General features: G+C 46.8%; 13 protein-coding genes. 7 read left to right on the forward strand and 6 right to left on the reverse strand.

All coding sequences use genetic code 11. The annotated features are described in order from the left end of the window. Positions 1-343: 343 nt before the first annotated feature. From BBP27_RS05865 to BBP27_RS05875, 3 genes are all read left to right on the forward strand, one after another. On the forward strand, positions 344-1,057 hold the full coding sequence (locus tag BBP27_RS05865) for a phosphoglycolate phosphatase (RefSeq protein WP_188211472.1): 714 nt from the start codon (positions 344-346) through the stop codon (positions 1,055-1,057). A gap of 96 nt (positions 1,058-1,153) precedes the next feature. Continuing rightward, entirely contained in the window at positions 1,154-1,615 is a 462-nt protein-coding gene (recX, locus tag BBP27_RS05870) for a recombination regulator RecX (protein WP_003745830.1), read from the forward strand. Positions 1,616-1,690: 75 nt separating this feature from the next. Further along, positions 1,691-1,852 carry a hypothetical protein gene (locus BBP27_RS05875; RefSeq protein WP_003745829.1) on the forward strand — a complete coding sequence of 54 codons (162 nt, stop codon included), beginning with the start codon at positions 1,691-1,693 and terminating at the stop codon, positions 1,850-1,852. 117 nt (positions 1,853-1,969) lie between these two features. Here BBP27_RS05875 and BBP27_RS05880 read toward each other — a convergent pair whose 3' ends face one another. The 3 genes from BBP27_RS05880 to gmk all read right to left on the reverse strand — a co-directional run bounded on the left by BBP27_RS05880 (position 1,970) and on the right by gmk (position 5,109). After that, positions 1,970-4,126, reverse strand: a complete 2,157-nt coding sequence (locus BBP27_RS05880) for a RelA/SpoT family protein (protein WP_188211471.1) — start codon at positions 4,124-4,126, stop codon at positions 1,970-1,972. A 106-nt stretch (positions 4,127-4,232) separates the two neighbouring features. Continuing rightward, positions 4,233-4,439, reverse strand: coding sequence for a DNA-directed RNA polymerase subunit omega (rpoZ, locus tag BBP27_RS05885; RefSeq protein WP_003682294.1), 207 nt, complete (start codon positions 4,437-4,439; stop codon positions 4,233-4,235). A gap of 52 nt (positions 4,440-4,491) precedes the next feature. Then, the gene (gmk, locus tag BBP27_RS05890; RefSeq protein ID WP_003745825.1) at positions 4,492-5,109 is read right to left on the reverse strand and encodes a guanylate kinase; all 618 of its coding nucleotides are present in this window, start codon (positions 5,107-5,109) and stop codon (positions 4,492-4,494) included. A 168-nt stretch (positions 5,110-5,277) separates the two neighbouring features. Here gmk and BBP27_RS05895 point away from each other — a divergent pair, with 168 nt between their 5' ends. Then, positions 5,278-5,838, forward strand: a complete 561-nt coding sequence (locus BBP27_RS05895; RefSeq protein WP_003745823.1) for an adenine phosphoribosyltransferase — start codon at positions 5,278-5,280, stop codon at positions 5,836-5,838. A gap of 49 nt (positions 5,839-5,887) precedes the next feature. On the opposite strand, the gene BBP27_RS05900 is transcribed toward BBP27_RS05895, so the two are convergent. The 3 genes from BBP27_RS05900 to BBP27_RS05910 all read right to left on the reverse strand — a co-directional run bounded on the left by BBP27_RS05900 (position 5,888) and on the right by BBP27_RS05910 (position 10,101). Then, positions 5,888-6,625 carry a toxin-antitoxin system YwqK family antitoxin gene (locus BBP27_RS05900; RefSeq protein WP_188211470.1) on the reverse strand — a complete coding sequence of 246 codons (738 nt, stop codon included), beginning with the start codon at positions 6,623-6,625 and terminating at the stop codon, positions 5,888-5,890. A 225-nt stretch (positions 6,626-6,850) separates the two neighbouring features. Continuing rightward, positions 6,851-7,750: a 50S ribosomal protein L3 N(5)-glutamine methyltransferase gene (gene prmB, locus BBP27_RS05905; protein WP_003745819.1), complete on the reverse strand. Its 900-nt coding sequence runs from the start codon at positions 7,748-7,750 to the stop codon at positions 6,851-6,853. A 95-nt stretch (positions 7,751-7,845) separates the two neighbouring features. After that, on the reverse strand, positions 7,846-10,101 hold the full coding sequence (locus BBP27_RS05910) for a nitric-oxide reductase large subunit (RefSeq protein WP_003745817.1): 2,256 nt from the start codon (positions 10,099-10,101) through the stop codon (positions 7,846-7,848). A gap of 399 nt (positions 10,102-10,500) precedes the next feature. On the opposite strand from BBP27_RS05910, the gene nirK reads away from it, so the two are divergent. The 3 genes from nirK to rpsO all read left to right on the forward strand — a co-directional run bounded on the left by nirK (position 10,501) and on the right by rpsO (position 13,084). Next, positions 10,501-11,670 carry a copper-containing nitrite reductase gene (gene nirK, locus BBP27_RS05915; RefSeq protein WP_049348933.1) on the forward strand — a complete coding sequence of 390 codons (1,170 nt, stop codon included), beginning with the start codon at positions 10,501-10,503 and terminating at the stop codon, positions 11,668-11,670. Positions 11,671-11,849: 179 nt separating this feature from the next. Continuing rightward, a complete protein-coding gene (locus tag BBP27_RS05920) occupies positions 11,850-12,605 on the forward strand; it encodes a formylglycine-generating enzyme family protein (RefSeq protein ID WP_003745813.1) in 756 nt (251 codons plus the stop codon). Between the two features lie 209 nt (positions 12,606-12,814). Then, entirely contained in the window at positions 12,815-13,084 is a 270-nt protein-coding gene (gene rpsO, locus BBP27_RS05925) for a 30S ribosomal protein S15 (RefSeq protein ID WP_036491726.1), read from the forward strand. Positions 13,085-13,225: the final 141 nt, after the last annotated feature.

Consider the following 13,225-nt stretch of genomic DNA (forward strand, 5'->3'; position numbering starts at 1 on the left):
GCATGTAGTCAATAAAAAGCAAATCCATTCATTTATATATGAATTTAGTTTGAGGCCGTCTGAAAATATAGACGCCTTGACTCAAAATTTTCAGACGGCCCGGCCCCAACATTTCTCAGACCCTTTCCAAAAACGATACAAACCCTTTGTTTTTCAATACCTACCCAAGCTCCCTTTTTGTTGACAAAATCACTTCCGCCCTTCCCGACAGACAACCAATCCTACGCCTGCAAAAATTGTTAACAATTTAAACAAGCAGCCATTGAAAAATCAGCAAAACATCGGCAAATCGGGGAAATAATGCTAAAATAACGCCTTAAACGATATGACAGAAAGCTATTTAATGACCGCTGCTACTCTAGAACACGTTCAAGCCGTTGCTTTTGATTTGGACGGCACTTTATGCGATTCCATCCCGGATTTGACCGCCACCGCCCAAGCCATGTGCGAATACCTGGGTTTACCTGTTTTACCCACTCAAACGGTTGAAAGTTATGTCGGCGACGGTATCGGCAAATTGGTTCATCGCGTCATTACCCATGATCGTGAAAAAGAAGCCGATCTTGAAATCTGGGAAAAAGGCTTTGTGTTCTTTATGAAATATTATCGCGAGCACTTGAGCGACTTTACCCGCCCCTACCCTGAAACCGAAGCCGGCCTCGGCCTGCTCAAATCCTTGGGCATCCCGCTGGTTGTCATTACCAACAAAAATGAAGTGCTGGCTGCCGAGCTGCTGAAACAGCTCAATCTCGACGGCTATTTCAGCCTGATTCTCGGCGGCGACAGCCTGACGGAGAAAAAACCCAGCCCATTGCCGCTTCAGCATGCGGCCGAAGTATTGGGCATCGATGTTGCCAATATGCTGATGGTGGGCGACTCTAAAAATGACATTCTTGCCGCCAAGGCGGCCGGTTACTTCAGCATCGGCGTAACCTTCGGCTACGGTGACATGACTTTGCTCTCCCAAGACAAAGCAACCAAACCTGATTTGTTGATTCGCGCCCTGCCTGAAATCTACGAAAATCTGCAACCGCAAAAAAATAAATACGAAGAATAATTCGGCTTTATTTTCAGACGGCCTTTTCGGCCATTTTCCCAATCAGGCCGTCTGAAAATGTAATTCAATGTAGTCACTTCACCTCCGCCACATCCCATGAGACCCCCTAAAACCTTACGTGCCCGCGCCTTGGATATTCTTTCCCGTCAAGAAGTCAGCCGCGTCGGTTTGAAACGCAAACTGGCTCCGCACGCTGAAAGCGAAGAAGAATTGGAAAAGGTTTTGGACGAATTCGCCGAACGAAATTGGCAATCCGACCAACGTTACGCTGAAGCCTATATTCACAGCAAGAGTAACCGTTACGGCACGCTCCGCCTCAAACAAGCCTTGGCTCAACAAGGTATTGATGCGGATGACTGTCGGGAATTACTACCCGACAGGGAGGACGAGCTGCAAACCGCCATTTCTGTTTTGCGTAAAAAATTCAAGCAAGAAGCTGAAGATTTGAAAGAAAAACAAAAACAAGCGCGTTTCCTTGCGTATCGCGGCTTTGGTGCAGACACCATTCAGACGGCCTTAAAAACCGCATGGAATGAAGAAGAAGACTTCTATCAATAATCATTCCTACTTGAATCTTTACGGCTATCGGCGTACCCTTACGCTTTCATTCAATAATCCAATCAGAGCTTCATCATGTCCGACAAACCACACGATACATCCAACCCCCTACTCGAAGACGAACGCAAAAACCCTGTTTACCGCTTGGGTCAGGCAGTGGCCGGATTCATGTTGCTGGTTTGGGCCGGCGTTTTGGTCTTGGTTTTCTTCTTGGTTTTCCGTTTTTGGTTAAGTTAAATCCAAGCTGAAGCATTATTTTTCTTCAAAACAAACTGACAAAGTTTGTTTGTACATACTCAAAAGGCCGTCTGAACATACTTTCAGACGGCCTTTTCTTAGCATACTTATTACAGATTATCCTCGGATTACTTTGCGGATATTCGGATTAGCATGCATCTCATGAACAATCTGATTAACCTGATCCAAGTCCTTGACTTTAATCGTGAATTTAAATTCCACAAAACCTTCCGTTCCTGCTTGTGCTTTGGTCGGCGTATCGACAGATTCGATGTCCGCACCCGAGTTGGAAATCGCTTGCGCCATTGAAGCCAGCAAGCCATGGGCATCCTCGGATTTGACGTTGAGAATGGTGCGATACGTTTGATTACGCATACTGTCCCAACCGGCATCCAACTGCTCTTCCGGATCGGCTTTGACTAAAGTTTGACAGGTATCACGGTGAATAATCATGCCCTTGTCTTTGACCAATAAGGCGCGAATCGGATCGCCGGGGATCGGATGGCAACACTCGGCAAAATGAATCCGGCCGGTCTCTTGATCGTTGACTTTAATCGGGCTGAGTTTGACCTCACTGCCGAAATGTTGGCCAGCCAACTCGGCAATATGCATGGCAACGTGAATCGGCAAAGTATGCCCCATACCGACTTTGTAGAGAACTTCTTCAAACGAAGTTTGTTTGGTATTCAAATCGGCAAGGTATTTTTCTTTGAGGTCGTCTGAAAGCAAAACATCTTTAGGCAGCAGGCTGGATAAAGCTTTTTGCAGCAGGTTTTCACCCAAAACAACGGCATCGTGACGATTCAGATTTTTAACGTATTGGCGGATGGCGCTGCGCGCACGGCTGGAAACGGCAAAATTCAACCATGCCACATTGGGCTTGGCATGTTCGGAAGTAATGATTTCGACCGTATCGCCGGTTTTCAGCTTGGTGCGCAACGGCATCATGACATTGTTAATGCGCGCGGCAACGGTTTTATGGCCGATGTTGGTGTGCACGGCATAGGCAAAGTCAATCGGCGTTGCACCCTTAGGCAAGGTCAAAATATCGCCTTTCGGAGTAACGATATAGACTTCATTGGGGAACAAATCGACTTTGACATGTTCCAAAAACTCGATGGCATTTGAGCTGCTGGCTTGCAGGTCAAGAATATTTTTCAACCATCGGTTCATATGGAGGACGGCCTGATCCGGAGTGTTTTCGCCGGATTTATAAATCCAATGGCCGGCAATACCGCCCTCGGCTACGGCATCCATTTCACGCGTCCGGATTTGCACTTCGATCGGCAAACCGTAAGGACCGACCAAGGTCGTGTGCAGGCTTTGATAACCGTTGCTTTTCGGGATGGCAATATAGTCTTTGAAACGGCCGGGCTTGGGTTGGTATAAATTATGCAATGCACCCAATGCGGCATAACAGGCAGGAATGCTGTTGACGATGACCCGAAAGCCGTAAATATCCATTACTTCGGCAAAACGCAGTTTTTTAGCCAGCATTTTTTGATGGATGCTGTATAGGTTTTTCTCGCGGCCTTTGATTTTGGCTTCAATATTGACACCGACCAAACGCTGACTGAATGCACGCAGCACTTTGCCGACAACATCGCGACGGTTTTTGCGGCTGTTGTCCATGGCTTTTTTCAGGGTTTCGTAGCGGCTTGGGTGAAGGTTTTGGAACGATAAGTCTTGAAGCTCTTGATACGCGTTGTTCAGACCGATGCGGTTGGCGATTTGAGCATAAATTTCGAGGGTTTCTTTGGCGATACGACGGCGCTTGTCCGGACGCATAGAACCGAGCGTGCGCATATTGTGCAATCGGTCGGCCAGTTTGACGACGATGACGCGCACGTCTTTAGTCATGGCGAGGATCAGTTTGCGGAAACTTTCCGCCTGATGTTCGGCATGATCTTCAAATTTGAGTTTTTCCAGTTTGGAGAGGCCGTCTACCATTTCGGCAATGGTATCGCCGAATTCCGCCGCCATTTCGACTTTGGTTACGCCCGTGTCTTCCAATACATCGTGCATAACGCCTGCGCAAAGGCCCTGAACATCCATGTGCCAAATCGCAAGCTGCGTGGCAACGGCAAGGGGATGGGTGATGTAGGGTTCGCCGCTCTTACGGGTTTGTCCGTCATGGGCATGAAAAGCGTAGGCAATGGCTTTTTCAAGCTCGGCCTGTTCATTCTCATTGAGATAGGATGCGGTGCGAAACAGAAGATCGCGCGCTTCTGCTGTCAACGGGTCATAAGGAGCGGTAGGCAGTGGAGCTGGCATTTTCAGACGGCCTTTTATGGCTATTTTTTTAAGCCGTCAGACTGTATCGGTTGTTATATTGCACCGATACAGTCCGCACGGCGGTTTTATCGGTTTGCCGGTTGGTTTATTTGTTGCGTGTCAAAAGCTCGGTTCCGATTTGTCCGGCTGCGATTTCGCGCAGGGCGGTTACGGTTGGTTTGTTGTTGCGGATGTCGTCAACCAAAGGCGTATTGCCGTTTTCCAGTTGGCGTGCGCGACGGGCGGCGACGAGTGTGAGGTCGAAGTGGTTAGGGATTTTACCTGTGCAGTCTTCAGTAGTAATACGGGCCATGTTTGCTTGCTTTCTTTCTATGTTTCAAATAAACGGTTATTTTCGCTGTTTTTTACGAATTTTCCAACAGGTTTGAGATAAATCCCTGCTGGGCGGATTTTTTCAGACGGCCTGCTTTAATAATGTGGAACAAATCGGCTTCGGCACGATCCAAATCGTCATTCACGACGACGTAATCGAACAAAACGGATTGTTCAATCTCATGACGGGCTTTGGACAGGCGTGTTTGAATGACTTCTTCGCTATCCGTACCACGGCCGATCAAACGTTGCGCCAATACCTCAAAGGAAGGCGGCAGAATGAAAATACTGCTGGCTTCAGGCAACGATTTACGCACTTGCGCCGCACCTTGCACATCGATTTCCAAAATCACATCATAGCCCTCTTCGCTCAACGAATTTACGCCGGCGATGCTGGTGCCGTAATAGTTACCGAACACATTGGCGTGTTCCAAAAAGGCTCTTTGCTCAATCAGTGATTCAAATTCGTCTTTGGGAACAAAGTGGTAATGCACACCATGCACCTCTCCTTCGCGCGGCTGGCGCGTGGTGTGAGAAACGGAAACACGGATATCGTCATGATTTTTCAACAGGCGCGACACCAAAGTCGTTTTGCCTGTGCCCGAAGCGGCGGAAATGATGAAAATATTGCCTTTTTTGTGATTTTGCATGGTAATTCAGCCGATGGTATGTATCTGTAAATTATAACACAACACAATGTTTCTCGGAATTTCAGACGGCCAGTTGCAAAATTTGGCTATTGTATCGATTAATTTGGCAAGTTTGCATATGACCGCTACAATGTCGTGTTAAAAACTTTTTGATTTCGGAATGTCGAAATGTTGATTCATCCTGAAGTAATGGGCGTAGAAGCTTTGGCGGACAAAATCCGTAAAATTGAAAACTGGCCGCAAAAAGGGATTTTGTTTCATGACATTACTCCCGTTTTGCAAAGCGCAGAATATTTCCGCCTGCTGGTTGATTTGCTGGTTTACCGCTATATGGGGCAAAAAGTTGACGTTGTGGCAGGCTTGGACGCGCGCGGTTTCATCATTGGTGCGGCTTTGGCCTATCAACTGAATGTCGGCTTCGTTCCCATTCGTAAAAAAGGCAAACTGCCGTTTGATACGGTTTCTCAAAGTTACGCTTTGGAATATGGCGAAGCAACGGTAGAAATCCATACCGATGCCATCAAACCGGGCGCACGCGTTTTGTTGGTAGATGATTTGGTGGCGACCGGCGGCACCATGCTGGCAGGCGTCGAGCTGATCCGCAAACTGGGCGGCGAAGTAATCGAAACGGCTGCTATTTTGGAGTTTACCGACTTGGACGGCGGCAAAAAAATCCGCGAAAGCGGCGCGCCGTTATTTACCCTGTGCCAAAACAAAGGCTGTATGTAACACACAAAAAACCGCAAGCCGATCAGCCTGCGGTTTTTTATTGTCAAAATTATTCGAGAACGTATCCGTCTGTATCCCAAAAGGTTTTTTTCACCAACTGGTCGTCTTTATAAACCAACTCGGATTTCTTCGCACCATCATCATACCAATCCAAAATAATGCCGCTGCGTTTGCCGTTGCGAATACTCAATTCAGACACAATGCGGCCATTTTCATCCCAACTGATAATCTCCGTCGGTTTATCATTGCTCATCATCATTTCGGTTTTCGGGCTGCCGTCTGAATACCATTGTTTCCAATGACCATTGGCCTTATCGTGCTTGAATTGGATTTCGCTTTCTTTAACGCCGTTGCGGTAATAACGAGAGCCTACGCCCTCACTCAAGCCGTTTTGATAAGGCATGACCGCAGATTTTTTGCCGTTTGGATACCAGTTAATCCACTCGCCGTGCGGCTTGCCGTTGCGATAGCTGCCAACCATCTTTTTCTGCCCGTTAAAATGCCACAGGGTCAGCGTGCCATTGTCCAGAGCCGGCACAAAAACCTTAATCTGACCTGCAGGTATCTCGTACGGATCAGAATATTTTTTCATTGATGGATAGTAAAAATCCTGAACCTGCGCCTTGCCTGCCGCAATTTTATATTGGCGGACATAAGCAACCGAAGGCATGGTTGCCGTCAGTTTACCGTTTTGATTGAAATAAACGGTATATTGCTGGGCAAAAGCGACAACGGGCGTACTGAATAAAACAGCAGCCAACAGGCCTGATTTTAAATAATTATTCATAATATTGGGTTTGGCAGTATATGTTCTACAAAAAGTCAGTAATAAAAATCTACCGGCATTTAAATCTATGACAAATATTATAAGCCATAGTTTCAAACCCTGCTTGGATTTCACAATCGACATATCATAGGCGTTTGTATTTTCTTAAAACATCAAAGACATTACAAAATAGAGGCCGTCTGAATTTTTTTCAGACGGCCTCTGTTTCAATTACATTAAAACAATTTATTCTTCACCCAACAATTGCTCACGGGTCAACAAGAATACGAACCCGTCGCCACCGCTGGTTTCCAACCAAGTAAACGGCAATTCCGGATAAGCCGCCTCCAATACTTCGCGGTTGTGGCCGATTTCAACCAGCAACACACCTTTCGGATTCAAATATTTCGCAGCCTGCAAAATGATTTGGCGTGTAGCATCCAAACCATCTTCTCCGCTACCCAAAGCCAATTCCGGCTCATGCAGGTACTCATCGGGCAATGCTTCCACAGATTCCGCATCAACATAAGGCGGATTGGAAACAATTAAGTCGTAGGTTTCATCCAAACCTTCAAACAAATCGGTATGCACCAAGCTGATACGGTCTTCCAAGCCATAATCTTCGATATTGATGGCAGCCACTTCCAGCGCATCCAAGCTCAAATCAACGGCATCGATTTGTGCATCAGGATAGTGGTGTGCCATTTGAATGGCCAAACAGCCGCTACCGGTACACAAATCCAAAGCTCGATGCACCAACTCATCATGTTCAATCCAAGGACGGATACCGTCGCCAAGCAATTCATAAATAAAAGAACGGGGCACGATGACGCGCTCATCGACATAAAAATCAAACTCGCCCTGCCATGCTTGATGTGTCAGATACGCGGCAGGAATATGCTCCACTGCGCGGCGTTCGAGAATGGACAATACCTCTTCCTTCTCACTTTGCAACAATTTGGCATCCAAATAAGGCTCCAACGTATCCAACGGCAGATTCAAAGTGTGCAAAATCAGATAGGCTGCCTCGTCATGGGCATTATCGCTTCCGTGTCCGAAAAACAGTCCGGCATCGTTAAAACGGCTGACGGCGAAACGCAGCAAATCGCGAACAGTGGTCAGCTCTTGAGCAGCTTGGTTAAACATAATGTTTTGTCTTGTCGATTTAAGAATATTGAAATTATAACAGAAAGGCCGTCTGAAAACTTTTCAGACGGCCTTTGATTTAATTCAGCTTAAGATTATTTATCGCGGCTAAATACGATTTTGGTAGCTTGGATAGCAACGCAGACAGCACCACCGATAAAGATCAAGTCAGCAGCGGTACGAACCCAACGCAGGGTATCCAGAATTTCCATTTGCAGGAATTCTTCGCTACGTGCATACCACAGACCGTGAGTGATAGAAGCGTAAGCTTGAATCACGCCAACCGGCAACAGGCTGATGGCAATCATACCCACCAGGCCGCCGTTCAACAGCCAGAATGCCCAAGTCATCAGTTTGTCGTCAAATTGAGCATTAGGTTTCAGGTAACGTGCAACCAGCAATACGAAGCCCAGAGCCAAGAAACCGTACACACCGAACAGAGCCGCGTGAGCGTGAACTGCAGTAGTGTTCAGACCTTGGATGTAGAACAGGGAAATCGGCGGGTTAATCAGGAAGCCGAATACGCCGGCACCGATCATGTTCCAGAAGGCAACTGCTACGAAGCACATCAAAGGCCAACGCAGACGTTTCGCCCAGTCGGACAGATGTTGGTAAGACCAGTGTTCGTAAGCTTCACGACCCAGCAGAACCAAAGGTACAACTTCCAAAGCGGAGAAACATGCACCGATTGCCATAGAAGCAGAGGTAGAGCCGGAGAAGTACAAGTGGTGCAATGTACCTGGAATACCGCCCAACATGAAGATGGCAGCAGCAGCCAAAGTAGAAGCAGTAGCAGTACTACGGCGGACAAAGCCCATGTTGTAGAAGATGAATGCGAAGGCGGCAGTAGCGAACACTTCGAAGAAACCTTCTACCCACAGGTGAACCACCCACCAACGCCAGTATTCCATCACAGCGATTGGAGATTTTTCACCGTAGAACAGGCCAGGAGCATAGAACACACCCACACCGACCATAGAAGCTACGAAGATAGCCAACAGGTTTTTGTCTGTACCTTTTTCTTTAAAGGCAGAGACAGTACAACGCAGCATCAGGAACAGCCACAACAGCAAGCCGACCATCAGCAACAGTTGCCAGAAGCGACCCAGATCCAAGTATTCGTAACCTTGGTGACCGAACCAGAAGTTCAGCTCAGGCGGAATGATGTGGGTCAAAGCAAAGAAGTTACCTGCATAAGAACCGCCGACTACGATGAACAGGGCGATGTACAGGAAGTTCACACCGGCACGTTGGAATTTAGGATCTTTACCGCCGTTCACAATCGGAGCCAAGAACAGACCTGCTGTCAGGAAGCCGGTTGCAATCCAGAAAATAGCGGATTGGATGTGCCAAGTACGGGTCAACGCATATGGGAACCAGTCGGCCATTTCAAAGCCCAGTGCGGTATCGATACCGTAGAAGCCTTGACCTTCGACAGTATAGTGAGCAGTCAAACCACCCAACAGTACTTGTACGACAAACAGCGCAACAGTCAGGAATACATATTTGCCCAACGCTTTTTGAGAAGGAGTCAGTTGTACTTTGGAAATAGGATCCTCAGTAGGTACTTCAACCTCTTCGTGTTTGGTCAAGAAAGAGTAACCCCACATCAGCAAGCCGATACCCATCAGCAACAATACCACGCTGGTGAAGGACCACATGTAGTTTTCAGTAGTCGGTACGTTGTTGATCAAAGGCTCGTGCGGCCAGTTGTTGGTGTAAGTGAAGTTCTCGTCAGGACGGTTGGTCGAAGCAGACCAAGAAGTCCAGAAGAAGAAGTTGAACAGTTTTTCACGCGCTTCTTGGCTTGGCAATGTGTTGTTTTTCATTGCAAAGTGTTCGCGAGTGGTTTGGAACTTAGGATCGTCGCTGTACACACCGTGGTAGTAAGGCAGAATGCTTTCGATCGCTTTCACGCGAGTATCGCTGATAACGACAGAACCGTCTTCCTTAATACGGCTTTGGTTGCGGTATTCGTCAGCCAAACGGGTTTTCAGAACAGCTTGTTCCTCAGGAGAAACTTCGTCAAATTTTTTGCCGTAAGTTTCTTGCGCAGTCAGATCCAACCATGCAACCAGCTCACGGTGCAGCCAGTCGGCAGTCCAGTCCGGAGCTTGGTATGCACCGTGACCCAATACAGAGCCAACTTCCATACCGCCGGTAGTTTGCCATGCAGATTGACCTGCCAAAATATCGTCTTTGGTCATCAGGACTTTGCCGGATGCAGAAACGACTTGTTCAGGGTATGGCGGAGCCTTTTTATAGACCTCGCTACCCATATAACCAAGAATGGTAAAGCATACTGCCAGTACGGCAAACAGCAAGTACCAAAGCTTCTTGTACTGTCCCATTTTGAGTACTCCTTGATTTTGGTAAAAAGTGGTTGGGTATTAATTCATCAAATATGAATGTTAAAGATTGTATCACGGTTTTAAAAGTAAAGAAATATTTTGTCAATAATATTCCTTTAAAACCATTAACTTACATGATATTGATTCCTATTATCCTGTATAACTCCTCCTTTGTTATATTTTGTGTTAAGCCCACACTAACATTTTCACACAAAAATAAACTTTTCGGTTTAGTTTTTTATACTACTAAAGGAGTATTTAAGGATTAAAAGATTCATATTCATTGAACAATTTGATTTATATCAAAATACACCCAAACAAGCGCCTACATAATCATACAAAATTTCAAACCATCCTATCAGGATACTTAACTTTTCTTACAATAAGGAAACTTTAAACATGAAACGCCAAACCTTAGCTGCACTTATCGCTTCTGTATTTGCACTGGCCGCATGCGGCGAACAAGCTGCTAAACCAGCTGAAACTCCGGCTGCCACCGCTTCTGCCGAAGCTCCTGCTGCTGCTTCTGACTCACAAGCTGCTGCCGAGACTCCTTCTTCAGAATTGCCTGTAGTCGATGCCATCATGACTCACGCTCCGGAAGTTCCACCTGCAATCGATCGCGATCATCCGGCTAAAGTACGCGTTAAAATGGAAACCGTCGAAAAAACCATGACTATGGAAGACGGTGTTGAATACCACTACTGGACATTCAACGGCGACGTTCCGGGCCAAATGATCCGTGTACGCGAAGGCGATACCGTAGAAGTAGAATTCTCTAACAATCCTTCTTCTACCGTTCCTCACAACGTTGACTTCCACGCTGCTACCGGTCAAGGCGGTGGTGCAGAAGCTTCTTTCACTGCCCCAGGCCACACTTCTACTTTCAGCTTTAAAGCTCTGCAAGCCGGTTTGTACATTTACCACTGTGCCGTTGCTCCTGTCGGTATGCACATCGCCAACGGTATGTACGGTTTGATCTTGGTTGAACCTAAAGAAGGTCTGCCTAAAGTGGACAAAGAGTTCTACATCGTACAAGGTGACTTCTATACTAAAGGTAAAAAAGGTGCTCAAGGCCTGCAACCTTTCGATATGGATAAAGCGATTGCTGAACAACCTGAATACGTTGTATTCAACGGCCACGTGGGCTCTATCGCCGGCGACAATGCCCTGAAAGCTAAAGCTGGTGAAACTGTTCGTTTGTACGTTGGTAACGGTGGTCCTAACTTGGTATCTTCTTTCCACGTTATCGGCGAAATCTTCGACAAAGTATATGTTGAAGGTGGTAAACTGATTAACGAAAACGTACAAAGTACTGTGATTCCTGCCGGTGGCGCCGCCATGATCGAATTCAAAGTCGATATTCCAGGTAGCTACACTTTGGTTGACCACTCTATCTTCCGTGCGTTCAACAAAGGTGCTTTGGGTCAATTGAAAGTTGAGGGTGACGAAAACCCTGAAATCATGACCAAAAAACTGAGCGACACCGCTTACCAACCTGCCGGTGCTGCCGCTTCTGCCCCAGCCGCTGCATCTGCCGCACCTGCTGCTTCTGAAGCCGCTAAATAATCCCTCGGTTTAATACGCCAAGCCACTGCTACTCTGCTCTTAGAGTCGCAGTGGCTTCCATCACAATTAATCTTCCCATTCAATTTCAATCAGACAGATTGATTTTTCAGACGGCCTTGTTATGATTAGGCTATCTCAAAAATAAATTTTCTGTTTTCAAACGATAATAAGGGCGTACCATGAAACTCATACGACTCCTCCTCTTAGGCAGTGCCTTAATCTGCGGCAATACATTTGCAGCTGAAATGGTAAAAATCGAAGGAGGCAGCTATCGCCCTCTCTATCTCAAAAAAGAGACTTCCCTTATTAAAGTCAAGCCCTTCCAACTTGATAAATATCCTGTAACCAATGCCGAATTTGCCGAATTTTTGAAAACACATCCACAATGGCAAAAAGACAAAATCAGCTCTAAACAAGCTGAAAAGGCTTACCTGAAACATTGGGTAAAAAACGGCAGCAACAGTTATGCGCCTAAGGCCAGCGAACTCAAACATCCGGTAACCAATGTTTCATGGTTTGCCGCCAATGCCTACTGCGTTTCCAAAGGCAAACGCCTGCCGACTATTGACGAATGGGAATTTGCAGGCTTGGCCTCTGCCACTCAAAAAGACGGCTCTGCCGAACCCGGCTACAACCGCACCATCTTGGATTGGTATGCAGACGGCGGCCGCAACGGCCTGCACGACATCGGTAAAAACAAACCCAACTACTGGGGCGTATACGATATGCACGGCCTGATTTGGGAATGGACTGAAGACTTCAACAGCAGCCAACTCTCAGCCGGCTCGTCCAACACCCAAATGTTCTGTAGCGGCGCATCCGTAGGCTCAAGCGACCCATCCAACTATGCGGCTTTCTTGCGCTACGGCATCCGTACCAGCCTGCAATCCAAATATGTTTTAAATAACTTAGGCTTCCGCTGCGCAAGCAAATAAAGTTTAGTTTTATCACCAAAGCAGCTTTGGCGGTACTGGAAGGTATCGCCGCTTTTTTTGGCCGTCCGAAAAGATATGGCACACAAAGACAAATTGTGGCATAATCCGCCCGTCTTTATAAAAAGACACTTAGGAGTTTGCTTAGGTCGTTTGGCTTGGCAAACTTGTCCGAACCTGAATTGGTTCTTTTATTTTCGGAGTTATCCATCATGGCATTGACCGTAGAACAAAAAGCACAAATTGTTAAAGATTTCCAACGCAAAGAAGGCGATACCGGTTCTTCTGAAGTACAAGTCGCTCTGTTGACTTTCCGCATCAACGACCTGACTCCTCACTTCAAAGCCAACCCTAAAGACCACCACAGCCGTCGCGGCCTGTTGAAAATGGTTAGCCAACGTCGTCGCCTGCTGTCTTACCTGCGCCGTACTCAGCCTGATACTTACCGTTCACTGATTACCCGCCTGGGTCTGCGTAAATAATTTATGCTTAAAATCAACACCGCCTTTGGGCGGTGTTTTTATTCATATGCCCATGCCGTCTGAAACACAGGCTCACTCTGTGTTATACTTCCACACGCTTAAGCAGCAAGGCTTAAACTCCCAATCACTCCTTAAAGATCC

It is taken from the genome of Neisseria sp. RH3002v2g (assembly GCF_014596425.2).
Taxonomy (GTDB): domain Bacteria; phylum Pseudomonadota; class Gammaproteobacteria; order Burkholderiales; family Neisseriaceae; genus Neisseria.

Excerpts from the sequence above, each read along its gene's own strand:
- BBP27_RS05865 (WP_188211472.1), top strand. The coding sequence starts at position 344 with ATGACCGCTGCTACTCTAGAACACGTTCAAGCCGTTGCTTTTGATTTG.
- recX (WP_003745830.1), top strand. The coding sequence starts at position 1,154 with ATGAGACCCCCTAAAACCTTACGTGCCCGCGCCTTGGATATTCTTTCC.
- BBP27_RS05875 (WP_003745829.1), top strand. The coding sequence starts at position 1,691 with ATGTCCGACAAACCACACGATACATCCAACCCCCTACTCGAAGACGAA.
- BBP27_RS05880 (WP_188211471.1), bottom strand. The coding sequence starts at position 4,126 with ATGCCAGCTCCACTGCCTACCGCTCCTTATGACCCGTTGACAGCAGAA.
- rpoZ (WP_003682294.1), bottom strand. The coding sequence starts at position 4,439 with ATGGCCCGTATTACTACTGAAGACTGCACAGGTAAAATCCCTAACCAC.
- gmk (WP_003745825.1), bottom strand. The coding sequence starts at position 5,109 with ATGCAAAATCACAAAAAAGGCAATATTTTCATCATTTCCGCCGCTTCG.
- BBP27_RS05895 (WP_003745823.1), top strand. The coding sequence starts at position 5,278 with ATGTTGATTCATCCTGAAGTAATGGGCGTAGAAGCTTTGGCGGACAAA.
- BBP27_RS05900 (WP_188211470.1), bottom strand. The coding sequence starts at position 6,625 with ATGAATAATTATTTAAAATCAGGCCTGTTGGCTGCTGTTTTATTCAGT.
- prmB (WP_003745819.1), bottom strand. The coding sequence starts at position 7,750 with ATGTTTAACCAAGCTGCTCAAGAGCTGACCACTGTTCGCGATTTGCTG.
- BBP27_RS05910 (WP_003745817.1), bottom strand. The coding sequence starts at position 10,101 with ATGGGACAGTACAAGAAGCTTTGGTACTTGCTGTTTGCCGTACTGGCA.
- nirK (WP_049348933.1), top strand. The coding sequence starts at position 10,501 with ATGAAACGCCAAACCTTAGCTGCACTTATCGCTTCTGTATTTGCACTG.
- BBP27_RS05920 (WP_003745813.1), top strand. The coding sequence starts at position 11,850 with ATGAAACTCATACGACTCCTCCTCTTAGGCAGTGCCTTAATCTGCGGC.
- rpsO (WP_036491726.1), top strand. The coding sequence starts at position 12,815 with ATGGCATTGACCGTAGAACAAAAAGCACAAATTGTTAAAGATTTCCAA.